The organism is Spiroplasma endosymbiont of Tiphia femorata (genome assembly GCF_964020225.1).
Lineage (GTDB): Bacteria > Bacillota_I > Bacilli_A > Mycoplasmatales > VBWQ01 > Spiroplasma_E.
Window position 1 is genome coordinate 19,042 of record NZ_OZ026544.1, and the last position, 22,573, is coordinate 41,614.

Sequence of the window (22,573 nt, forward strand, 5' to 3'; positions counted from 1 at the left end):
AAGTTTAGAAGTTAATAATAATATTAAAATTTTTATTTTTTAATATAGTTCAAATATAATTAGCATTATTTTATTATGATAAAATTATACTATTAGCAGTTTTTAAGTTGTATAAGAATATTGGAGTTATAATGAGCAATCTTTTTGTTAATGTTTTAAGAGGAATCAAGAAAAGATTATTACAATATTTAGGTATTATAATACTATTAGTTATTGTAATTTCTACTCTTTCTGCGCTTTATAGTACAGCATCAAGAGCTGAATCAGGTTTTTATACAGTATTAAACAATAGTGGTAAATATGACTATCGTATTAATTTACAATTATTAAATAATTATAAAGATACTGCTACTGCAACATCAAGAATCCAAACAATTATCAAAAAACAATTTAAAGATCATCCACAAGAACGAGAAATTGATGAACAGATAGATGAAATTAAAGAAAATAATCTTAGAAATAATAGTTTTCCTACCCTTCCTTCGGGAATAGATATTAATAAAGATTTTGAAAATTATTTGTTAAACTGGGGATTAAGTTATCAAGGAATATTATTTAATGATATTTTAGAAAACGAAGTTAAAGATGATGAAATTTATAATTTGCAACATTATGAATTTGCTAAATCATTTTTTAAAACTTTTGATTATGAAAACGTTATTTCTCTTAAAAAAATTTATTATTCATTAGAAAATGGATTTTATACTTCAGAAAAAAGTGAATCTTTTGATTTTGCTCCAAAAAGAAATAATATTAATGAAGTTTATATTTCCGAAGGTATTAAACCTATTAATCCATTAGAAATAGTGATCAATCCTGAATTTGCACGTATTAATAATATTAAATTAAATGATTATATAACAGTTATTGATAAAGTTGAAAAGTTAAAGGTTGTTGGTTTTGGCTATGCTTATTGGGGAATTACTGGTAGTCGTACTGCAACAAATCCTAATCCGACATCTGAAAATACAAGTCCTGTTTATATGTCAAATCAATGGTTTAATAATTTAATAAAAGATTCTACATTTAGAACTAATTTAAATAATATATTTTTATTAAAAGTTAACAATAACGATAGTTATTTTGTTAGTAAGTTAGAAGAACTTTTAATTAAAACTTTTAGTTTTAGTTTTGGTTCAATTATTAGCAGTGATAGTGAAGATATTCGTTCAGGACAAATTTTAGAGAGTTTTAAAATGGAAAATATAATGTTTACGGCAATTACTCTTGTAGTATTATTAGTTATTATTTTTATCATTATGTCATATGTTAGAAAAGAAATTGATTTACAAAAACCACAGATAGGATTATTAAAAGCTCTTGGTTATAGTAATTTTCAAATTGCTATTAGTTTTGTAATTTTAATATTTTTGATAACATTCATTTCTAGTATTATTGGTTTAGGTATTGGTCTAGGATTACAAATATGATTTAATTCGTTAAATAACATTGGGTTTTTTATGCCATTACCAATACTATTTTTTAGTTGGATAGTATTTATTGTAAGTTTAATAATTATTCCTATTATTTTTATAGTAATTAGTTATATGCAATCGGAAACAAAATTACGCGTTAGTCCATTATTATTAATTTATGATAGACCAAGTAATTCAAGTTCTAAACTAATTTCAGTTTTAAAATACCCCTTTCGTTATTGACCATTTAAACAACGTTTAGCAATTGCTTTCACTCTAAAATCGGTTGGAAAACTATTTTTAGTATTTTTTACTTTTATTTTTGTTAGTTTTTTATTACTATTTCAAAGTTCAGCTACTGATTTATTTGATAATAAAATAAACAATTTATATGGATATTACAATAAAGATGTTAAATGAAATACATCAACTTCATCAATGTATACATATACTAATGATTCTAATTTAAGTATTGATAAGCAGGTTTTTGATTGAGTTTCAGAAAAAGATATTGCGAAAGATAAAGAAACCGGTACTAATAAATATCATCAATGAGTAGCTGATGATTTTCATATTGATAATGATAGTAAAGCTAAAAAAATTGAAAGTGTTATTATTAATAATAATTTTAAAGATTATTTTATGAATAGCGAAGAAATTAATATCCTTTATCAAAAAACTAAGACTAAATCTGATTGTGAAGATTTTATTAATCCAAAAAAGATACTACCTGAACCATTAATGGAAATTATTTGTCAAAATATTCATCAAATATTTAATTATATTTCAACAAATACAGGTATTAATCCAGAAATAAACCCGTTGCCTGGTATTAGTTTAGGTTTAAATATTTATAATAATAAGTATTATCCAACTATTGAAATAAATTTAAGACCTCCTAATGAATGAAAAGGACATAATCAAGGCCGCATGCTCGCAAAAAAAATTAAAGCAACAGGACTTTATAATGATCCATATCAAGATTTAGTTTGAAAAAATTGATTTAACTTTAAAGAAGCAAAAAATCGTGATATTGATCCTATTTTTAATAATTCTCATAATTTACAAGCACAAAAAGTTACTTATACTGATAATCAAGGACAAAATATAACAACTACAGCTTATATTTTACCAGCAGTTATTTCAAAAACATTATCAATTTTAAATGATTATAAAATTGATGATCACTTTTTAATGTTAGCAAGTTGATATAATTATACAATTCCAGTAATTTATCAAGTTAAAGGAATTATTGAAAATAATTTAGACAATTCGAATGTTTATATTAATCTTGATGATTTACGAACATCTATTGGATTAATAAAACCTTCCCCGTCAGAAGATCCAAAACCAATATCAGATTCTTTTAATCATTGATTATCTAAAGAGAGCAATATTTTTCCATTAAATTATATAAATATTTTGCAACCATCTGCAGAATATACTAAAGAACAAATATTAGCAAAAAATTTAGAACCTATTAATAAAATACCTTTTATTAATGATTTAGTTAAAAGATTATTAGTTGAAATATTTGATGGAATTAGAACAATTATAAATATTACAAAAATTTTAACATTATTTGCTGTAGCTTTTGTATTGGTAATTATTGTTAATATGATTTTAGATAATAATTTATTAATTATTGCAATGATGAAATCTTTGGGTTATCGTGTAAATGAAATTAACAGATTGATTATTGGCTCCTATATTATTGCTTTATTGGTTGCTTTTATTTTAGGTACTATTATTTCTTATGTTGTGTGAAATATTATTACTTTAATTATTGCAACTAAAGCAGGCGTTGTTTTTAATGTGGCTGCTAATCTAGTTACAATTTTATCTTGTTTTGGAATGGTATTTTTAATAATGGTTATTGGCTATGCTGTTGGGTTATATTTAATTAAATACAAACCAGTAACAGCTTTATTACAAGGAAGTTAAAATATTTTTTAAGCATTTCTATATAAATAAGATAAAGTAATTGATAAAATGAGTGTGTTATTTATAAAAGCATGGAATTAAAAAGGAGAAATGATTATGAAAAAAGATAATAAGGAAATTAAAAAAGATGATAAAGACATTGGAAGTAAACAAGTAACTAAAAATAAGTTAGAATCTAGTTTTACAAAGAAGTCAGTATCTAAAACCGAAGGTACAATACCACCAGTAACTCATAAATCTCATGATAAACCAGAATCAAAGGAAGAAATAGAAGCTAATAAAGCTAAATTACAAGCTTTTAAAGATAATCAAAAAGCAATTAAAAAATTAACAAAAACTCATTCAAAAGAAATTTTAGCAGGTAAAATTATATCAATGACTAATAATACTCCTGATACTCAAACTAATGTTATTGAATTATTTGATGTTAAAAAATCTTACTTAACTGGAGACTTAGAATATGAAGTATTAAAAGGAGTTAATTTAAAAATTAAATTAGGTGATTTTGTTGTTATCTTAGGACCATCGGGAAGTGGTAAGACAACATTATTAAATATTATTTCGGGATTGGATAAACCTAATACTGGTGATGTTTTTGTGGCCGGATACAATTTATCTTTATTAAAAGATAGTCATTTAACTAAATTTAGACGAGATAATGTTGGTTTTATTTTTCAACAATACAATTTATTAACTAACTTAACTGCTCGTGAAAATGCTGAAGTTGGTGAAAATCTTGCTAAAAATAAAAATAAAAATATGAGTATTGATGATATTTTTCAAGTTATTGAAATGGATGAACATATGAATAAGTTTCCAAGTCAATTATCAGGTGGACAACAACAAAGAGTATCGATTGGTAGAGCACTAGCAAAAAATCCGACAATTTTATTTTGTGATGAGCCAACAGGAGCACTTGATGAGGAAATGGGGCGTAAGGTGTTAGAAATTTTATTGGATGTTAATCGAGAATATAAAACATCAATTATTATGGTTACTCATAATCCTAACTTCCAATATGTTGCAAATACTGTTATTAACGTTAAAAATGGTAAAATTATTAGTGTAAAGAATAATGAAAAACCAATGAAACCAAGTGAAATAAATTGAAGTTAATATTATTAATTGGGACGGTAACAAAAACGGAGGATATAATTACTTTTTAAACATTTCTTTAAAATTATAGACAAGAAATAATTGTAATTATATGCAATTGTAAATACATCTTACTACTAAATTAAATTAATTGCAATTAAAATACAAATATTAAAAAAATGAAAAATAAAATTAATATTTATACACAACAAAAATTCTTATTAAATTAAAAGTTAATAAGTTTTCAAAATTTTAATAAAAAAATAAATTAAGTTATGTTTTTAAATTTATTTGATTACATTTAAAAATAACCATTTTAATATAAATATTTATGTTATAAGTTCTATTACCAAGCATTTCTTTTAAAATATGTCAAATATTACCTTCTGTAAAACAACCTATATTTCACTTTGCACCTTGATTTTCAATACCTTGTTTATTATTTTTAAAATATTGTTTTTTTAATTTTTTGTGATTTTTTAATATTTCATTCATATATTTTATTAACTCATCATATTGACCATTTTCAATAAAATTTCTACAAATCTTATATTCATCTCAATATTTTCCTTTATTTCCAGCGATTATTCCAACATATAATTTTTTAACTAAATGGAATTTATCTAAAACAAAACTTGCACCTAAATAATCAGCAACTTCTTTAATTCATCCTGCACTATCTCCACAAATAATTATTTTTGCTTGGTCAAAATTTTCAAAAAATCTATTTCCTTGTTCTTTAATAAATTCAGCAGTTTTTTTAACACCAATTGCTGTTTTTGTTGGTCTTATTATTACATCTGCTCTTTTATTAACTAATTTATGATTAACATTATCTGTACAAAATAATACTAAACGCATTGAATATTTACCAGAATTGCGTTTAAATTTTCAAAATTTTCGATGTCCATCATCAATACTAATATAAATAAATTGATTTAGTTCTAATTTTATTTTAGGAACATCTAATTTATTAACTTGATATTCTTGAAATAATCTACTAATACTTGTTGTACTAAATTTTGTTTGCTTCATAGTATGTAAAATATCAACATATCTTTTTCCATCAGCAAAATGTTCAATAACATTATTTTTTATATCCTGACAAGTTCTTTTATATTTAGGTAATTCTAATTCTTCATCTAATAAACAAACTCTTACTCATTTTTTTAATTGTTCATCATAATATTTATAATCACGACATTTATAAGTAACAAGACCATTGATAGTATTTCTAGTTCTTTCTTTAATTTTAACTGGAATATATTTTATATCTCTTTCTTTTAATATTCTTCAATCTGTTTTTTCTCATTGATTTTTTATATCATCTCTAAATGATTGATACATTCTTTTTGTTGCTTCTTTTAAAGTTCATAAATAATTAAAACTCATATTTTTTCTCCTAACTATTTTAAAAAATTCTAAATTTATTGTAAATATATTTAAAAAATTAATTTACTTAATTATTATATAAATATATAAGTGTAATTTTAAATAAAATAAAAATTATTTAAAAAACCACTTTCATATTTAAAATATAATAAACAATTTCAATATAATTAATAGTATAGGTCTCATAAAATAAAGGCCTTTAATTTAGGCTTTATTTTGCATTTAAAAGTATACTTGTAAAAATAATCAAAAATAGTACAATTTGTAAGTAAAATCAATGAAAAAAGGAGAATTTATGAGTAAAAAAAGATGTAAGACAAAAATAAAAATTAAAAAACCAAAAAAACAAAATAAATTTAAAAATCAAAATCATGAAATACTTGTAAATAAATATGAAGTTGAAAATACTAAACTTATTTTTTGTCAAAAAGAAGGATGTTTTAAAGAATGAACTAATGTTATAGATATAGATGAATTTGGTAAATTTTTTTTCTGTCATAAACATGCAAATGAATATGAAGAAGAGTTACCAAGTATTATAGATAATTTACCAAAAGAACAAGCAATAAAAATAATTGAAGCAAGCAAAAAATATAGGGAGTAATTTAAAATGAAAAATATATTAACTATTTTGGGAGTAATAACTTTAGGTTGTATTATAACTTCAAATGTTATTGCATGTGAAAAACCTAATTTAGATAAAGAAAAATATAAAATAAACGAACAAGGAGAAATAATATATAATTTTCAAGAAAAACAATCATACATAATAGGATTTACAATAGATAGTCATATACATGAATCAAATATTTTTATAAGCGATATTCCTTTAAAAACAACAATTTATGGCCAAGGAACACAATATTGAACATATATTAATATTAATCAAAATAAAGCATGAACTACTGGCTGATATACAAATAATTTAATATACTTAAAAAAAGGAGTAATTTAATATGAAAACATGAATAAAAACAAATTTTCAAAAAATAGCGTTATCATTTGCTGTAATTACTGGTGGTATTGGTTTAACTTTAGGTGCAATAGCATATAATCAAACTAATAATTATAAGTCATTTTTAAATTGAGATTATACAGTGACTTGGGGAGCAACTATATGAGAACATCCAAGAGATGATAGTCATAAAATAGATTTATATTTTGGCATTAAACCAAAAAATGAAGGTGATACCAAATGGGATGGTATATATCCTGATGGATATTTTAATAAATAATCTAAATTTCCAAATTAATATATGAAATATTTTCATTATATTTATCAAATAAGTTAATATTATTTAATTGTATTTCTTGTTTATCAGTTATTAAAATTAAATCATAATTGCCAGCACCAAATATACCGCTAATTTCAATCCGATTTAAGTTATTAATCGGATTTTCAATTTGTAATTCAAATTCACTATTATTATCAATTTGTGCAATTTCTTTATAAAATTCTAATTTAGAAAATAATTGAGATTTATTTGAACCATATAAATTCAAAGCATTTTTAATTTTTGTTTTTTCAATAATTGTTTTTGTAAAGTATTTTCCATATTCACCATTTGCTAATGTTCAATCAGCAGGAATTAATGATGGAATATTATTACTTTCTAATTCATTGGTAATAGATAATCAGTTAAATTGGTTATCATCCAGTTTAAATAATTCATTTTGACTAATATCGTTATTCTTTAATTTAATATTATTTATATTTGTAAAATCAAAATAATTAGATTTTAATATTACTTTTGCATTTTTGAATTGTCAAATTTCGTCTTTATTAGGATGTATTGGATTTGATTTCAACTCAAAGTAATATGGTAATAAAATCTTATTATCATCATTTAAACCTTTATTAATTGACATACTTGAATAAATATTATTTGATAACATAATAACTATTTGCTTAAATATTTTTACTTGCTCTAAATCAATATAATTAGGATAATCTAATTTCCATTGTTTAAATAAATTAGTAATTACTTCATCAGGTTTTTGTCCCTCAAATTTTGCACGTAATTCTGCTATTTTATTGCCTAAATTATCTGGTTTAAAACCATCAAAATTACGATTATAATTATATGTATAAGTTAGCATATCTAATAATACTTTTTGTAAACTATCAATTGGTGGTTTATCATTTATTTCAATTTCAATATCATTAAAGTTCTGTGATAATTCAATAGCAATATATTTACTAGGATATGGTGGGGTTGGTTCTCTATGACTATATAATATATATTGTTCATTCTTTTTCATTTCAAAATCATCTAATTTTTTAGGTACTGGTGCTGGTCCATCATATTTACCAATTTTTGCATATGTTATTTTTGCATTATTAATAATTTCTTTTCTTGTTTCAGTTCCACCACCAATAGCAATTAAATCTAAAACTGATTTTTCTTGTCCTATAAATTGTTTTGCTAAGTTTCAAGGTAATATTTGTTCACTAAATCATTGTTGTAATATTCTAACTTTTGGTTGAGTTTCAATAGGCATTGATAATAGCGGAAATGCTATCTTATCTTTAACAAATAACTTTGGGTATACTTCCATATTGTCAACTTCACCAAGTACCTTTATATTTCCAAAAATCATGCTTCTAGGCGCTTTAATTTTTAAACCAATTACTTTGGTATCTTTGTCTAATGGTTTTTGTAATTTAATAATGATTGGATAACCATCTCTTGTTTTAAAATCTTTAATTTTAATAATAGTAATACTTTTAGTACTTCTAGTTTTTGGATTTTGATAAGGTTGTGAATAATTATTAATAATGTATAAATTATCAATATTATTTTCAGTTAATGGTTCATTTATACTCACTGCATATAATTTAAATTGATTTAATAAATTTATTTCTTGAAAAATTAAATTTTTAATATCAGTCATACTATATTCAATAGTATTATCATTAATGTTTGTACTTGCTCTTTGATTTAATTGCATAGTAAAGTCTGATGTTTCAACAGCAATAGTTTTTAATACTTTATCAATATCAATAAAACCAATTTTAATAGTATTTGCTGAAAATTTTAAACTATTATTTTCATTATTTTTAAATAAACGTTTAATTTCATAAATATAAATTGTTCTTTTTTTAAATTCATCGTATGCTCTATTAATATCTGGGTCACTAGTAGCACTCATCATATTAGTAAAATCATAAGGAATATTATCAATTAAATAATCATTTTCTACTTCTGCTTGATTAAGTTTAGTTTGTTTCTGTGGAAACTTCGTTTGTGGTTTGTTGTTGTTTTCCATTGTTCTCTCCTATTAATTGGTTATTTTCGGGGTTAAATAATTTTAATTTAACAGTTAAATTATTAATTTCTTGTTCATCATTAATATTAAAGGTTTTACTATTTAATAAGTCTTTATCAACACTTACTAATATTTGAATAAATTTAAGAATATCAATATTAAATTGTCATAATTTTTGTTCAATATAATTAATAGTTGAAATATTTACAGCTGTACTTTCGGGAACTGATTGTTGTGCAGATTTCTTTTGACTTGGTATATGAATACCACATACGTTTAAATATTTCATTAACATTTCAATCGTATATATCAGTTAAATTTTTACCTTTAAAATTACTATTTGTCATATTGATATTTTCGTTTTGTTCATTATTATCTCCACCACTTTTAAATATATAGTTTTTAGTAACTAATGTTCTTACTGCTTCTTCTAATGTTGATTGAACATTACCATAAGTTTGACTAAATATAAATTTAGGTGAATTTAAAATGGTATCTAAAACAATTTGTTCATAAATAACATCTAATGCTTTAATTTTATCCATTACTTTATCACAATCTGCTAACTCATTTGCTTTATTTCGCATAATTGATATTGGTATATAATTAATATTTAATGTTTGTTCTTGTAATAGATTAGGATTATTAATAAATGATTTAAAATCTAATGGAAATTGTTTTTTATTATCACTAATACTATAAATTGAGCGATTAATTGTTACTTGTTCATTATTTAATGTATAAATTTCAAATAATCTTACAGTTTGTGCATTTTGTTGATAACTATCATAAAAAATAGTACATTGAGTTAATTTACCACCAATATCATAAACTCTTTGTTGTATATCTACTACTTGAAAATATAAATCATCATTAGCAATATAAATTAAATAACCACTAATTCCTAATTTGCTTAATTTAAAAATAGAATTTCAATTTTTTCTATAAAATTCTTGTTGAATTAAGTATTTTTTAATAGTTTCATTATTAATATCTAATGGAGCATTATATAAATTAGCATTATTTTCTGCTACAAAATCAGTGAAATAAGTTTCATGATTAAAATCATTAAAACCAAAATAATTTAAAATTGAAGCATGAGTACTTTTATTTTTATTATTTAAAAATTTTACTTTTTCATTTTGATTATCACTAATATTACTTTTATCTTTTCTAAAAAATTTACCTAACATAATATTCACCACCTTTCTTAAAATATTTGATTAATTTTTAATATGATTTTTACAATGATAAATATAATTAAACCTGCTGTTGCTGATGATAAAATTACTCCTATTAAACCTAAAATAATTTTTATAATTTTAAAAAACATAATATTATTCCTGTAATTCTTCTAATTTTCATACATTACCTTTTAAATTACCTTTTCCAGTATAAATAGTAATCCATTTTGCATGTTGAACTGATAAAATTACTATATTAGTACTATCATTAAAGGTTTGTATTTGTACACCAGCAATTTTTTTATCAGTTATAATAAATTCTTGAATAGTATAAACTGGATTATATATACTTCAAGAATAATAAACTCTATAATGTTTATTTTCTTGAAAATCATAAGTAATTTGTCAATTATCTTATTTATTTTTCTCTCTTGTTCTTACATCTTTTCAATTTGAACTACTTGGACTTGGTGTTGGAGGAATATCTTTTAATTCAATATCTCAATTATTTTCTTCTATTTCATTAGTTTCTAAACTTTTTGAATTAATTTTTATAGGTTTATTTATATTAATTACACTTGGTGAAGTAATATCTAATGTATTACTTTTAATTCTATAAATTTTATTATTTGTCTTAGGCTTATATATTTTAGTTCCTAGTTTATTTCCATCTAGATTAGTTACTATTCAAGAATTACCATCAAAATATGATAGTATTAATTCATCATTTTCGGGTTGGACACTTAAATGAGCTTTAATTTCATTAGTAGAATTTGAATAATAACCTGCTGAATCAATAGCTACATTATGGGCTGTTGGTACTGCACCATAAAAGAAAAATACTCCTTTATGTCCTTGACTGTTTGACATATTAGGTGACCAAAAAATTTGATAATATGTATTTCTTGTTAAAATCATTGATTTTTGTTCTTCTCATTGTGGATTATTTAAAAAATCTTGTGGTGTTACTAAATAAGAACTTACAGATATTACATTATCTTCTGTAATATTAATGCCATGACCAGTACTTAATTTATTTTGTTTAGTATTAGTTAAAGCTGTAATATTTTTTTGTTGTTTAGCAGAAAAATCACAAGTTGGAGCATGTGTATAATCACCAATTTGTGGATTATTTTGTAATGCTTCTGGTGGTAATGTTCCAATTTCATCAGGTCAATCTAAAATCATTGTTTCAGTTTCTTTATCGTAATCTGTTGCAACATAACCTTTATTAATAAATTTACTAACAGAACCTCTATATATTTCATTTTCATTATCATCAACTAAATCATCATATAATTTAATTTGTTTTAATAATGTAAATTCTTTTTGTTGTTCAATTAATTCATCAACTTGATTTCTAGTATAAAATGCTTTTAAGTCAATTTTTTCAACATCTATTTCATCATCATTATAACTTGAAAATATTTGTTTTAATTCAGTTAATCTTGCTCATATTTTCATTCTACTAGGTGCTAAATCTCAAACATTAATCGTAGGAGTACTATTTGCACTAAATTGACTACCATTATTAAATTGAATAGTAGCATCAACATTAAATTCAATTGGTGTACGATTAAATACTCAATGTTCAACCATAACATAAACCATATCTCTTAATGTTTCTTTAATTAATTCATCTTTAAAACTATCAAAGGGAAATTTAGATAAAATAAAATCAAGATAAGCATTAATATCATTTTGAGCACGAATAGCAAAAGTTTTAAATCAATCATTAACATTAGGTCATGTTTGTATGTATTGCTGTGGAGTTTCTGTAATTTTTCCAGTTAATGGATATCAGTTATTATAATTTTCAAGACTGACACCAGTTCAAAGTTTATTAATCATAATTTATCATTCCTTAAAAAATGCTTGTTTATAATGATGAGTATGTTTTTTTGTTTTTCTATGTGTTATATGTTCAATTTCTTTTTGTATTTTATTTTTGTTTTTTCTTAATTTTTTCTTACTTTTTGCTATAACTTGACTATATGCAAATTTTTCTAAATGATGTAATAATCCTGTACCAAATAAAGTATTAACTGAAAATTTTAAACCAACACTTTTAAATGATTTATTTACATTTTCAATAGGATTATTAATAACATTTACTACTTTATGATAAGTTCTTACTATTCTAAATATTTCTCTATATACTTTAAAACTATCTCTAATTACTTGTTGAACCACTGGTGGAGCAAATGCTATTGCTTTTAATCATTTATTATGATTAACACCATAACCAATGTATCAACCACTATATTAACGATATCAATGGAATGGATGTATTTGAGTAACAAAAGTTTCTGCTTTAAGAATACTATCAACAACTGTAATTGGTTTATATTTAGTATTGCGATGATAAATAGTAATTGCACATTTATCTAATGATAAAGGTTGAATTTTACAACCCATAAATACTGGTGAATTTAATGGAATTAATTGTGCATGTTTAATTGCTCTTTTTTCTGCACTAGTAAATAAATCAGTTGTTTTTTCTTTTAATTTATTAATTTTTTCAAATGCTTGTTTTTCCAACTTTTCAAATTTTTCTTGTAATTTATATATACTTTCTCGTAATTTTTCAAAATATGGTGTATTTTTTCAAAATTTATTTAAACCTTTTTTAAATAAAATCTAATATCCAAATATTTAAACAATTTATTTGCATTTAAAACAATCTTATGAATTGAACTTTTTTTAAAATCAAATTTAATAGCATTAGCACGAATTTTTTGTAAATCCAAAATTAAAGTTTTTCCATATCTATTTTCTGTGTGTATTGTATGAACTAAATTTAATCAATCATGTTGGTTCATAGATAATACTTTTTTTAAATCAGTATTATATTTTTTTAAAAAATTATTTGCTTTTTCAATATCTTTGATTTTAAATTTAGGAGTTAATTGTGGACTTAATTTTATTAATGTATTTTGTAATAATAAGTAATCTTTTAACTCCTGTGCTTCTAATTTTTGAAAATTATTTTTATATTGTCTTTCAGCAACATAACCTAAATCTCGTAATACTGTTTCACGATTAGGAGTAAAACTATAATTCATTAAATAACGTTTATTACCAATAATTTTATCTGTTAAAATTTCTTTTCCACCTACTTGACTAATAATTTCTTGTAAGTTTTTTACTTCTTTAATACCAACTTGTTCTAATGTTTTAGTTTCTTGTGCTAATTTAATAAATTTAGTTGTACGATAACCACGACTAATTTTATTCAGTCCAGCAAATGCAGGTAGTATATTAAAGAAAGTATTTAATTTTGTTACATTTCCTTTCAAATAATCATAAACTTGATTAATAGTAAAATCAGTTAAAAATTCTACACCAACAGCACTAATACTAGCAACTAAATCACTTGCACCTAATCCAAGTGTAAAACTTTCACTTAATCCACCAGTAAAAGGAGCAAGTGCTACTGCTATAACTTGTACACCAATCATTTCTAAAATTTCTCATCAAAAACTTTTATTTTCTTGTTGGTTACTTGTTCTAGTATGTTTTGGTTTATTTATGTTTAAAAGTATTGCTGTACTAGTTGTACCAATTGGCATGATATTAATTTCCTTTATTTAAGAGTTATTTTAATTGGATTTGTTGTTCCTTTATAATTTAAGTCATTAACATTTGCAGTAATAGTTATATATAAGTCACCTGCTTTTTGTTTTTGATTACTTACATTAGTTTTTCCTTGTGCATCACTAAAATATTTAATAGTTGGATTTGTTAAATTTGGATTTAATGATTTAAGTTCATTAGTACTTTTTATTTGTGTGTTTAATTCATTATTATTGTTATTAACATTTGCAGTAATATCGGTTGTTAAACTTGTGATTTTAGTTTTTAAATCAGGTTTTTCTGTTTTAATAACTCCACATAACATTCAACGTGATGTTGTTTCATTATTAGAAATATATGGGATTGCTTCTCCAACAACTTCACCAGCAACTTTATATGCTCTTCCTGCTTTATCATCTTTAATAAAATCTACATAAATAACTGTATTTTCTATCATGTATCTTTTCATTGCTCTTGGTGTTGCTAAAATAAAGGTCATTAATTGTTGTTCATTTTTATCATTAGTAAAAATCATATAGTCATCAAGAACGATTTCACATAATACGCCTTTTACATATAAATTATTTCCATTTAAACGTAATTGTTGTGCCAACTGATTATCGGTAATTAAACCTTTATTATCTGCTAAATAAACTAAACTATCATAAAGACCATTAGTAATAAAAAATTTACTATTTGCAATGTTTCTAAATTGAAACAAAGTATTTCAAGCAGATAACATTGATTTTAAATAGCCTACTGGTGTTGTATCTTCAATATCGATTTTAGTAGCAAATTTTGCAATTGCTTGTGTATCATCAATTGCCAATTTATCTGCTAAATCATTTGCAACTTCATATTGCATACTATCTAATAAATTTTGTCCATTATTTGCTTTTAAATCTACATCTGCAATAATTTCTCCTGCAAGATATTTTTTAGTTATTTTTTTACTAATTTTATCTGTATCAACATATGGTAATTCATATCTTTTACTTTTATCATCCCAAGCAATAATTTTTACTTCCGGTTTTTTTGGTTTTTTAACAATAAACTCAATATTTACTGAGTCAACAATTTCAGTAGGGAAAAAGTTTGCCCATGGACTATTTGAAATTTTAAAAAACTCTATAAATTCTGGTGCTTCTACTAATCTCTCTGTATTGTCTAAATTTTGATTAAATGGTACTGACATTTTATTTCTTCCTTTCGTTTATAAATAATTTTTCTTTTTATAATTAATTAAAAAATTTTCTTTGTCATTTGTTTTATTATTAATAATTATTTGTTTATTGCCACCTGTATTAATTGTTTGTTTAAATACCGGTTGTTCTTTAATCATTTTTTTAATAGTTTCTTCAATTTTTGAATTTTCTATATTACTTGTTTTAAATTTTAAATAATCATAAAATTCAGTTTTAACTTGATATTTTTTAAATATATTAATCATTTCTTTTTCTTTAATTTCTTGATTAAGTTTATTTAACTTATTTTCTGCTTCATTAACTTTATTTTCTATTTCTTGTTGAGCATTATTTTCAGTTAAAGGTTCAGTTGTTTGTTGAACATTATTTTCATTTTCTAACATTTAACATTCTCCTAATCTTATCCCAATAATCAATCTTTAACTAATTGTGGCATTTCACTTATTAGTTTTTTATAATCATTAACAGCATTTTCTAATGTATTGATATCAGAAAATTTAAAACAATTATCAATATGTAAATCAAAATCTCTATCAATACTGATATCTTGTTTTCTATATTTTTCATTAAATTCAATTTTTGTCATATTATTTTTCTCCTTTATTAATTTTTTCGTTTAATTTTGCTAATTTTTTTTGATGTTTTATAATTTTGTTATTTGCTCTAACATGTTTTGGAGTTGTGATAAATCTTTTTAATAAAACAATAATTTCTCTGCAAATTAATGTTCCAACACTTGTTCCAATAATTATTAATTCATGTAAAAATTCTTTCATTTGAATATTTTCCTTTCAACTATTTATTTTTAATTTTTAATTATTCATCAAATTGACCACCATTAATTCTTTCAATCATTGATTGTGAATTACTTATAATTTCTACTAATACAGATATTTCTTTATTGAATTCTTCTATTCTTTCTTTATATGTTTTTATTTGATGATTATAATATTCAATTAATTTTTCTTTATTCATAAATTATTCACCTCCTTTATAAATTCATGTGATTATAATCTCAATTTAATGAAGCATTATCGTGATTTAATGGTACTTCGCTCATATTATCACTACCATAATATTGACTTGCAGTTTCACTATTAATAGTAAATCTATTGTCATTAATTAATCTTGTAGTTTCATAATTAAATGATGTTTCTTGCATTTCTTGAATATGATTTGTAGTTTCCATAGGTAGTAAATTATGGATTATTTCACTTGCACCAGCAATAATAGTAGGTACTGCATAAGCATTATTAAAATCATTATTAATTCCCATTGCTACACCACTTGATATTAAACATCCACCAGTTGCCATATTACAAATCTTTCTTATTGTTTCAAATTTATTAGGTATTAACTCAGTTAATCCACTAATAAGATTTGAAATACCATAAGCATTTAATGAAATATAAGTATCTCAATCCATTAATGACTGATGTTCTTGTTTATTTAATAATAATCATGGAGGACCCTCAGTTGTAGTTGTAGTAGTTATTGGACTTGGTGATGTTGGAATAATAGGATTAATATTATTTTCTATTCATTTACTATAATTTGCTAAACCAATTGTTCCTAAACCTAATAATATTTTTTTAGAACTATTAATTAATTTACTTTTAGTATTTGGTCTTTGATTTAAATTTCATATATCTAAACCTAATTTTTTACCAAATAATAAACTATTAATTGAACCTAATACTGGATTTGCAATTACTTGACCATAATAAGCACTTGTACCAATCATTGCACAAATTGGACTTATTCCAGTTCTAATTAATTTAGTTAAAGTATAATTTGATTGATTTTCTATACTTGGCATTTTATTCTCCTTTAATTTTCTAATTTTTTAACTGTTACTTTAATTCAACCTTGATAAACATCATTATCACCAACTATTAATGCAACATTACTTTCTGGGTCAGAAACAATTATGTGTTTTGATTTAACATTTGGGTATTGTCTTAAAATAATTGCTCTAATATCATTACTTGTATGAATTGCTTTGGGAAATGGTGATAATATTTCAATTTCATCTTTATTTTCAAACAAAGTAGGCAATATTATCATTAATGAAATTCTCCATTTTCTATAAACTCAATTACTTTATAATAAGCAGTAAGTTTACCTGCTTCTTTTAATGAATCACATAAACAAATACTAATTTGTTTATTTAATCAGATAATTAATTTTTCATTATATTTATTAATTACTTTTTGTTTAAATTCTTCTCTTAATTTTTCTATATTATATAAATGTTCTTCTGTTATTTCTTTATTACGTTTTTTATTATATTCATTAATAATTTCTTGGTCTTTATTCACTATCTATTTCTCCTTATTTTTAGTTAAATTATTAACTATTATTTCTAAACATTTCATACATCAATTTTTACTTAATCAGATTCTTTTATTACATTTTTTACATTTATTCATTATTAAATTCACCATTAATTATTTTTTGTAATAAAATATCAAGTATTAAATCTATTTCTGTACCATTATAGAATTTTTGTTGTTTTTTAATATAATTAATTAATTTTTCTTTATTCATTTTTATTCCTTTCATTTTTTAAATCATTTAACATTAATTGAACAAAATGCACGATTTTTAGGAATGTTTAAAGTATTAAAAATTTGACCAGTTACTATAATTTCATCGTTTTTGTTTAATAAAATACATCGTTTATAAAATTTTGGGTTATTAAAAATTAAAGTAACATAGTTTAATCCATTTCATTGACCACGAACACTATAATATAATTGTTTATTACCTTTTTCATGATATTTTGCTTCAATAGTGTTACTAAGTTTTACTGTTAATTTAACGTAATTTTCTTTATTCTTCATTTTTATAATTCCTTAAATAATATTGAATATGTTTATAAGCGTCTTGTTCATGTTTTGTAAATTTTATATTTCCTTTATAATTTTCTATTTTATTTTTGTTTTTTGGTTCACTTTCTAAATAATCTCAATTCATAACATCTTGTATCAATACCATTAAAGCACCAATAATTTTGGGAGTTGCTAATGGATTAGTTAATAACTGTTTTGAACTTAAAAAAAATTTTCTACAATAACTAATATTTTTTTATTTTTAAATTGTTTTTTAATTAATTCAAAATATTCTTTATATATATTTTTACTTTCTAAAACTGTTTTTGCTTTAAATGTTTCATTAAAAATAATATTATTAGTCTCATTTGAATATATAACAATTCCACTTGTACCAATACCAGCGGAGTCAATACCAATAATTAAGTCATATTGCATTTATTAATCATCCATACATCAATCACAAACATATCCATATGGTTTTGTATAATCTAAATGTTCTTCAATATCATAATCATCTTCAAATTTTCTAATATCATGTTGTTCTGCTTCTTCTTCTGTTTTAAACTGATAAAGCATAGTAATTTTTTCTTCTTTATATAATTCATTACATTCAACACATCTTTTTCTTCTATTGTTAGTTTTATTCATAATCAAAATATCCTTTTAAATTATTTTTGCTGTTTGTTTAAGATATTTAGGTAATTTATCATAACAACTATCACATATTAAATAAGGTATAGACCAATTTTTATATTTAATAGTTTTAGTAGAATTATTAATACAATCTCATCAAATTTTATTTATACAAACTCTTAATTCACATTTTTTATTTTCATTAATATTCATTTTTATATTATTCATAATTTATTTATATTTTTTTCTGCTTATTAATATTCAAAAACATTTATTACAAGTTTTATTTGCAAATGATGAATTTTTATAACATATATCACAAGAACTAATTTTTCTATAATTTCTACTATATTTCATAAGCATTTTATTCCTTTCTTTAATTTTTACTTACAGTAATTAATAAAATTATTAATCCAATTAAAGTTGAAATTAAAGTAATAATTATTTTTATTTTCAAGAACTTTTTTTGATGTTCTTTTGCTATTTTTATTTTTTGTTCTATTAATTCTTTTTTGTCTTTTTCTTCCATTTTTACTTTCTTTTCTAATATATTCTATTGCTTTTAGCAGCATAAAGAATATATATTTTTATTTTTAGATTATTAATACTATTAATTATATTTTTTAAGAAAAATGGGCTCAAAAATAAATTATGAAATTTTAAAAAACATTAAGGCATTCGATTCAATATTTATTTAATTTGTGTTTAACAAATTAATATTTTAATTGAACCGGCACCGCTTAATTTTTTTTACAAGTTTGAAATTTATTTTTTCGCCCAAAAAAATTTTTCAAAAAACAATAAAAAATAAAACCAACACTTGCTCACTGGGGAGTGGCAAGGTTGGTTAAATAAAGAATAGAATTAATACAATAGGTCCCTACAACAGGTCTATATATACTAGTTTCCAATTCGCTCCCACCCCAAGAATTACCATTTAATGGTTAGTATAATTTATTAGGTATCACTCCACTTTTTATTTATCCATGCAAGTCCACATGTTCTAGCTACTATTTTTAACAACTGTGTTGTAGTTCACTTTTTTAGTTCCCTAACACGTGTTGATAATAGTGTTAAAGAAGATTATTAATTATTAACTTTCTCCTACTTGGTCACTGCGTGTAGTAGATATTTAAAGGGTGCTAATAATAAAAAATTTTAAAATTTTACAATTACAAAAAAAGACAAGATTATTTCTTGTCTTTTTCCTTGTTGATAATTTTAATTTAACTTATAAAATGTATATTTTATTTTTTTTAAATACGTCGAATATAAAATATAAATTTAATGTTTTAAGAAAAGAGAGTAATTTTGTCTAATTTTAATGATTTTTAAAATAATTCATCTGGAAATAAGTTAATTATGTAGTAATTTAATTTCCTACTTTTTTGGGAACCTCCCTTATTAATAAACTAACAAATTGTTAATAGAAAAAATATCATAACAAAGGAGTAAAAATATGATATTTTTTGAAACCCCTAGATTAAAAATTAGACAGTGAAAAGATAGTGATTTAGATGAACTTGTTTTATTAAATTCTGATAAAGATGTCATGAAATATTTTTCTAGTACATTATCAAAAGATGATACAGAAAAATATTTTTTGAAAATTAAAAATAATTTAAATAATAATGGATTTGGTTTTTATGCTGTTGAATTTAAAAAAGACAATAAATTTATTGGTTTTATTGGCTTTAGCGAAGTTGATTTTATTGTTGATTTTATAGACCATGTATTGAAATTGATTGGCGTTTTAAAAAAAGTGTTTGAGGTCAAGGAATAGCAACAGAAACAGCTAAAGAATGTTTAAAATATGCAAAAAACAATTTAAAATTAACTGAAATTTATAGTTTTACTAGTATATTAAATATTAAATCAGAAAATGTAATGAAACGAATAGGTATGAAAAAAATAAAAGAATTTTATCATCCAAAAATAAATAAAAGTGATATTTTAGCAAAACATGTTTTATACAAAATTAATATTTAGAAAGTAAAAAATGTTTAATAAATTATCTCTAATTTTTATAGATATCTATTAGTAGAAATATTTAAATTAAACTTTAATCCTTATTATAAATATAAGGGTTTTATTATAAAATTTAAAATTAATTGTTGACAGTAGAATTTGGTATTGAAAATTGATATCATTATGTATAAACCTAAACAATCTTATTTAATTTAATTTTTTTATTTTAAATACTTATTTTAAATACAAAGGATGAAAACAATGAAAGAAACTAAACTTGAAATTAATGGACGTATTTTGACAGAGCAAGAAGCATTAAGATATCAAAAAATACAAGATTTATATAAGCAAAATTATGATATTTATGGGCGTAATTGAGAAAGAAATTATAATTGTGAAACTTTAAATAGCAAATTTAGAAATAAAAATAAAGAAGAGTTAGCAAAATTTGTTGCTAATTTACCTAATGATCAAATTAAAATGGCAGGTAGATTAATGACAAAAAGAGAAATGGGAAAGGGCTCAATCTTTGCTCATTTGCAAGATCAAACAGGTAAATTTCAAATTTATTTAAAACCAGAATATGTTAATCAAAAAAAATTTGAATGATTTGCAGAATATGCAGATTTAGGCGATTTTTTTGGTATTAAAGGTAAGGTTATGAAAACCAATAAAGGAGAACTAACAGTTCAAGTCTATGATATTGTAATGTTATCAAAAGCACTTAGACCTTTACCAGATAAATTTCATGGTTTAACAGATATTGAAGAACGTTATCGACGAAGATATGTAGATTTAATTATGAATCAAGAAACTAAAAAAACATTTTTACAACGTACACAAATTATTAATGAATTAAGAAGTTTTTTAAATAATAAAGGTTATTTAGAAGTTGAAACACCTATTTTACAAGAAGTATATGGTGGTGCTGCCGCTAAACCTTTTATTACTCATCATAATACATTAAAAACCGATTTATATTTACGAATTGCTACTGAATTACATTTAAAAAGATTAATAGTTGGTGGTTTTGAAAAAGTTTATGAAATTGGTAGATTATTTCGTAATGAAGGTATGAGTAAAAAACATAATCCAGAATTTACAACTATTGAAATTTATGTTGCCTATCAAGATATGAAATATATGATGGATTTAACAGAGTCTTGTATAAAACATTTAATTAATATAGTGCATAATAAATTAACATTAGAATATGATGAAAATATATTAAATTTTGAAAAATCATGAAAAAAAATTAGTATGATTGATTCAATTAAAAAAGCTATGATCAAAGATGAAGAGTTTACTAAAATTTTCCAAGAAATTAGTGATATGATTTTAAAATATCATAATATTGAAGATGATAATATTAGAAATATTGAAAAAAATAAAACATTTAAACTTATATTAAAACTTGCAAAAAACTATAAACTTCATATTCCAGATCATTATAATAGTACTGGTCATATTATTAATTTATTTTTTGAATCTTTTGTTGAAGAAACTTTAATTCAACCTACTTTTATTTTTGATTATCCAATTGAAATTTCACCACTTGCTAAATTAAATAAAAATAGTAAAGAGTTTACTGATCGTTTTGAATTATTTATTGCTGGTAGAGAATATGCAAATGCTTATTCGGAACTAAATGATTCTTTGCAACAATATAATCGTTTTGAAGAGCAAGTAAAAGAAAAAAATAGTGGTAATGATGAAGCAGCAACTATGGATTTAGACTTTGTTGAAGCATTGGAGTATGGTATGCCACCAACAGGTGGATTGGGCATTGGTATTGATCGGTTGGTTATGTTAATAACTGGTCAAAATAGTATTAAAGATGTATTATTATTTCCACATATGAAACCCAGAACTGAAAAATAATTTTTGTGATAAATTTTTATTATATAAACATATAATAGTAATTTATCTTTTTTTAAAAAAAAGATAAATTAATTAGTTATAATCAAGATAGTTCTTTAGAATAAGGAGCGTTTTATTGTTATTAACACAAAAGATTGAAAAATATAAGTTTTCAAACCCATTGTTTTATTTAA

The 22,573-nt window shown here is 22.5% G+C and carries 31 protein-coding genes and 1 pseudogene; 8 read left to right on the plus strand and 24 right to left on the minus strand.

Annotation, left to right across the window (positions count from 1 at the left end):
- Window positions 1–131: 131 nt before the first annotated feature.
- Window positions 132–3,359: an ABC transporter permease gene (locus AACK83_RS00085; RefSeq protein WP_338958488.1), complete on the plus strand. Its 3,228-nt coding sequence runs from the start codon at window positions 132–134 to the stop codon at window positions 3,357–3,359.
- A gap of 96 nt (window positions 3,360–3,455) precedes the next feature.
- Complete coding sequence (locus AACK83_RS00090) at window positions 3,456–4,475, plus strand: ABC transporter ATP-binding protein (RefSeq protein ID WP_338958490.1); 1,020 nt, start codon at window positions 3,456–3,458, stop codon at window positions 4,473–4,475.
- A 252-nt stretch (window positions 4,476–4,727) separates the two neighbouring features.
- Here the strand turns inward: AACK83_RS00090 and AACK83_RS00095 are convergent, their stop codons facing one another.
- A complete protein-coding gene (locus tag AACK83_RS00095; RefSeq protein ID WP_338957600.1) occupies window positions 4,728–5,846 on the minus strand; it encodes an Mbov_0401 family ICE element transposase-like protein in 1,119 nt (372 codons plus the stop codon).
- A gap of 295 nt (window positions 5,847–6,141) precedes the next feature.
- Between AACK83_RS00095 and AACK83_RS00100 the strand changes: the two genes are divergently transcribed.
- The 3 genes from AACK83_RS00100 to AACK83_RS00110 are packed head-to-tail and all read left to right on the plus strand — an operon-like array spanning window position 6,142 to window position 7,081.
- Entirely contained in the window at window positions 6,142–6,450 is a 309-nt protein-coding gene (locus tag AACK83_RS00100; protein WP_338957601.1) for a hypothetical protein, read from the plus strand.
- A gap of 6 nt (window positions 6,451–6,456) precedes the next feature.
- Entirely contained in the window at window positions 6,457–6,801 is a 345-nt protein-coding gene (locus AACK83_RS00105; protein ID WP_338957603.1) for a hypothetical protein, read from the plus strand.
- A gap of 1 nt (window position 6,802) precedes the next feature.
- Entirely contained in the window at window positions 6,803–7,081 is a 279-nt protein-coding gene (locus tag AACK83_RS00110; protein ID WP_338958492.1) for a hypothetical protein, read from the plus strand.
- Window position 7,082: 1 nt separating this feature from the next.
- Here AACK83_RS00110 and AACK83_RS00115 read toward each other — a convergent pair whose 3' ends face one another.
- The 23 genes from AACK83_RS00115 to AACK83_RS00225 form a co-directional block, all read right to left on the minus strand.
- Window positions 7,083–9,116, minus strand: a complete 2,034-nt coding sequence (locus AACK83_RS00115; RefSeq protein WP_338958494.1) for a hypothetical protein — start codon at window positions 9,114–9,116, stop codon at window positions 7,083–7,085.
- Window positions 9,067–9,405, minus strand: coding sequence for a hypothetical protein (locus AACK83_RS00120; RefSeq protein ID WP_338958496.1), 339 nt, complete (start codon window positions 9,403–9,405; stop codon window positions 9,067–9,069). The genes AACK83_RS00115 and AACK83_RS00120 overlap by 50 nt, the downstream gene beginning before the upstream one ends.
- Entirely contained in the window at window positions 9,305–10,309 is a 1,005-nt protein-coding gene (locus tag AACK83_RS00125; RefSeq protein ID WP_338958498.1) for a hypothetical protein, read from the minus strand. Before AACK83_RS00125 ends, AACK83_RS00120 begins: the two co-directional genes overlap by 101 nt.
- 17 nt (window positions 10,310–10,326) lie before the next feature.
- Window positions 10,327–10,449, minus strand: a complete 123-nt coding sequence (locus AACK83_RS00130) for a hypothetical protein (RefSeq protein ID WP_255495924.1) — start codon at window positions 10,447–10,449, stop codon at window positions 10,327–10,329.
- Window positions 10,450–10,714: 265 nt separating this feature from the next.
- A complete protein-coding gene (locus tag AACK83_RS00135) occupies window positions 10,715–12,151 on the minus strand; it encodes a hypothetical protein (RefSeq protein WP_338958499.1) in 1,437 nt (478 codons plus the stop codon).
- A gap of 3 nt (window positions 12,152–12,154) precedes the next feature.
- The gene (locus AACK83_RS00140) at window positions 12,155–12,493 is read right to left on the minus strand and encodes a hypothetical protein (protein ID WP_338958501.1); all 339 of its coding nucleotides are present in this window, start codon (window positions 12,491–12,493) and stop codon (window positions 12,155–12,157) included.
- Window positions 12,494–12,565: 72 nt separating this feature from the next.
- Window positions 12,566–12,841 carry a hypothetical protein gene (locus AACK83_RS00145; RefSeq protein WP_338958504.1) on the minus strand — a complete coding sequence of 92 codons (276 nt, stop codon included), beginning with the start codon at window positions 12,839–12,841 and terminating at the stop codon, window positions 12,566–12,568.
- Between the two features lie 77 nt (window positions 12,842–12,918).
- Complete coding sequence (locus AACK83_RS00150) at window positions 12,919–13,872, minus strand: hypothetical protein (protein WP_338958506.1); 954 nt, start codon at window positions 13,870–13,872, stop codon at window positions 12,919–12,921.
- A 14-nt stretch (window positions 13,873–13,886) separates the two neighbouring features.
- Complete coding sequence (locus AACK83_RS00155) at window positions 13,887–15,071, minus strand: hypothetical protein (RefSeq protein ID WP_338958508.1); 1,185 nt, start codon at window positions 15,069–15,071, stop codon at window positions 13,887–13,889.
- An 18-nt stretch (window positions 15,072–15,089) separates the two neighbouring features.
- A complete protein-coding gene (locus tag AACK83_RS00160; RefSeq protein WP_338958511.1) occupies window positions 15,090–15,464 on the minus strand; it encodes a hypothetical protein in 375 nt (124 codons plus the stop codon).
- A gap of 17 nt (window positions 15,465–15,481) precedes the next feature.
- The gene (locus AACK83_RS00165; RefSeq protein ID WP_174480219.1) at window positions 15,482–15,667 is read right to left on the minus strand and encodes a hypothetical protein; all 186 of its coding nucleotides are present in this window, start codon (window positions 15,665–15,667) and stop codon (window positions 15,482–15,484) included.
- A gap of 1 nt (window position 15,668) precedes the next feature.
- Window positions 15,669–15,857: a hypothetical protein gene (locus AACK83_RS00170; RefSeq protein ID WP_174481134.1), complete on the minus strand. Its 189-nt coding sequence runs from the start codon at window positions 15,855–15,857 to the stop codon at window positions 15,669–15,671.
- 40 nt (window positions 15,858–15,897) lie between these two features.
- Window positions 15,898–16,056 (minus strand): hypothetical protein, encoded by a 159-nt coding sequence (locus AACK83_RS00175; protein WP_338957615.1) that lies wholly within the window; start codon window positions 16,054–16,056, stop codon window positions 15,898–15,900.
- A gap of 16 nt (window positions 16,057–16,072) precedes the next feature.
- A complete protein-coding gene (locus tag AACK83_RS00180) occupies window positions 16,073–16,900 on the minus strand; it encodes a hypothetical protein (RefSeq protein ID WP_338958513.1) in 828 nt (275 codons plus the stop codon).
- An 11-nt stretch (window positions 16,901–16,911) separates the two neighbouring features.
- Complete coding sequence (locus AACK83_RS00185; protein ID WP_281748585.1) at window positions 16,912–17,148, minus strand: hypothetical protein; 237 nt, start codon at window positions 17,146–17,148, stop codon at window positions 16,912–16,914.
- Window positions 17,148–17,402, minus strand: a complete 255-nt coding sequence (locus AACK83_RS00190) for a hypothetical protein (RefSeq protein ID WP_338957620.1) — start codon at window positions 17,400–17,402, stop codon at window positions 17,148–17,150. The genes AACK83_RS00185 and AACK83_RS00190 overlap by 1 nt, the downstream gene beginning before the upstream one ends.
- A 103-nt stretch (window positions 17,403–17,505) precedes the next feature.
- On the minus strand, window positions 17,506–17,631 hold the full coding sequence (locus tag AACK83_RS00195) for a hypothetical protein (RefSeq protein WP_338956665.1): 126 nt from the start codon (window positions 17,629–17,631) through the stop codon (window positions 17,506–17,508).
- A 2-nt stretch (window positions 17,632–17,633) separates the two neighbouring features.
- Window positions 17,634–17,927, minus strand: coding sequence for a hypothetical protein (locus AACK83_RS00200; RefSeq protein ID WP_338957621.1), 294 nt, complete (start codon window positions 17,925–17,927; stop codon window positions 17,634–17,636).
- Window positions 17,917–18,081, minus strand: coding sequence for a hypothetical protein (locus AACK83_RS00205; protein WP_338958519.1), 165 nt, complete (start codon window positions 18,079–18,081; stop codon window positions 17,917–17,919). The genes AACK83_RS00200 and AACK83_RS00205 overlap by 11 nt, the downstream gene beginning before the upstream one ends.
- 56 nt (window positions 18,082–18,137) lie before the next feature.
- Window positions 18,138–18,353, minus strand: coding sequence for a hypothetical protein (locus AACK83_RS00210; RefSeq protein WP_338958522.1), 216 nt, complete (start codon window positions 18,351–18,353; stop codon window positions 18,138–18,140).
- Between the two features lie 3 nt (window positions 18,354–18,356).
- Window positions 18,357–18,566, minus strand: a complete 210-nt coding sequence (locus AACK83_RS00215; RefSeq protein WP_338957623.1) for a hypothetical protein — start codon at window positions 18,564–18,566, stop codon at window positions 18,357–18,359.
- Between the two features lie 15 nt (window positions 18,567–18,581).
- The gene (locus AACK83_RS00220; protein ID WP_338957624.1) at window positions 18,582–18,764 is read right to left on the minus strand and encodes a hypothetical protein; all 183 of its coding nucleotides are present in this window, start codon (window positions 18,762–18,764) and stop codon (window positions 18,582–18,584) included.
- Between the two features lie 163 nt (window positions 18,765–18,927).
- Entirely contained in the window at window positions 18,928–19,080 is a 153-nt protein-coding gene (locus tag AACK83_RS00225; protein WP_338957626.1) for a hypothetical protein, read from the minus strand.
- A gap of 930 nt (window positions 19,081–20,010) precedes the next feature.
- Between AACK83_RS00225 and AACK83_RS00230 the strand changes: the two genes are divergently transcribed.
- From AACK83_RS00230 to AACK83_RS00235, 3 genes and pseudogenes are all read left to right on the plus strand, one after another.
- Complete coding sequence (locus AACK83_RS00230; RefSeq protein ID WP_338958524.1) at window positions 20,011–20,334, plus strand: GNAT family N-acetyltransferase; 324 nt, start codon at window positions 20,011–20,013, stop codon at window positions 20,332–20,334.
- Window positions 20,331–20,399, plus strand: a pseudogene (locus AACK83_RS10595) (hypothetical protein); the annotation flags it as partial. The gene AACK83_RS00230 and the pseudogene AACK83_RS10595, both read left to right, overlap by 4 nt.
- A gap of 381 nt (window positions 20,400–20,780) precedes the next feature.
- Window positions 20,781–22,400, plus strand: a complete 1,620-nt coding sequence (locus tag AACK83_RS00235) for a lysine--tRNA ligase (RefSeq protein WP_338958525.1) — start codon at window positions 20,781–20,783, stop codon at window positions 22,398–22,400.
- Window positions 22,401–22,573: the final 173 nt, after the last annotated feature.